This is a genomic window from Nguyenibacter vanlangensis (genome assembly GCF_013376155.1).
Taxonomy (GTDB): domain Bacteria; phylum Pseudomonadota; class Alphaproteobacteria; order Acetobacterales; family Acetobacteraceae; genus Gluconacetobacter; species Gluconacetobacter vanlangensis.
Window position 1 is genome coordinate 1 of sequence record NZ_JABXXP010001073.1, and the last position, 741, is coordinate 741.

The window sequence follows — 741 nt, forward strand, 5'->3', positions numbered from 1 at the left end:
CGCGCCGGCGCGCCCTCGGCGCCGGCCCGGACGATCTCCCGTGCCGCCGCCAGCGCCGGATGCAGCGACGCGAAATTGGCATGCGGGTCCTCAGCCGCGATGATCCGATGCCGCTCCATGTCGGCGCGCAGATAGGGACTGACCCGCCCGAACAGCACCGACACGCCCTGCCCGCGCAATTCGGCCAGCAGGTCGCGCAGCGCCCCGGCCGCCGAAAAATCGATGTCGGTGATCGCGCTGGCATCCACCACCAGGCAGCGCACCGGCACGGGTGCGTGGTCGACCAGCAGATGCACGTCGTCGGTGAAGCGCGCGCAATTGGCATAGAACAGGTCGGCGCCGAAGCGATAGGCCACCAGGCCGGGCGCGATCTGCCCGTCCGCCGTCACCGGCGCCGGCTCCAGTTGCCCCGTCTCCGGGTCCTGGCGCAGCACCATCGTATGCGGGCGATAGGAATGGCGCACATGGCGAAACAGCGACAGCGCGATCGCCAGGAAGATCCCCTGCTCCACCCCGATCCCGACCACCGCGGCGGCGGTCATCATGGCCAGGCGAAACTCCCCCGGACTTTCGCGCCGGATCGCCCACATCGCCCGCCAGTCGATCATGCCGATCGCCACCGTGAAGACGATCGCGGCCAGCACGCAGCGCGGCAGGTCGCGCAACGGCCCCGTCAGCATCAGCAGCACCAGCAGCGTCGCCAGCGCGAAGACGATCTGCGCCCGCTGGCTGCGCGCGCCC

Annotated in this window: 1 protein-coding gene; it reads right to left on the reverse strand. The window is 70.9% G+C overall.

Translation table 11 applies throughout. The features are described from left to right. Positions 1-741: SulP family inorganic anion transporter (locus tag HUK84_RS21300; protein WP_176641938.1), on the reverse strand; the 741-nt coding region annotated here is incomplete at both ends.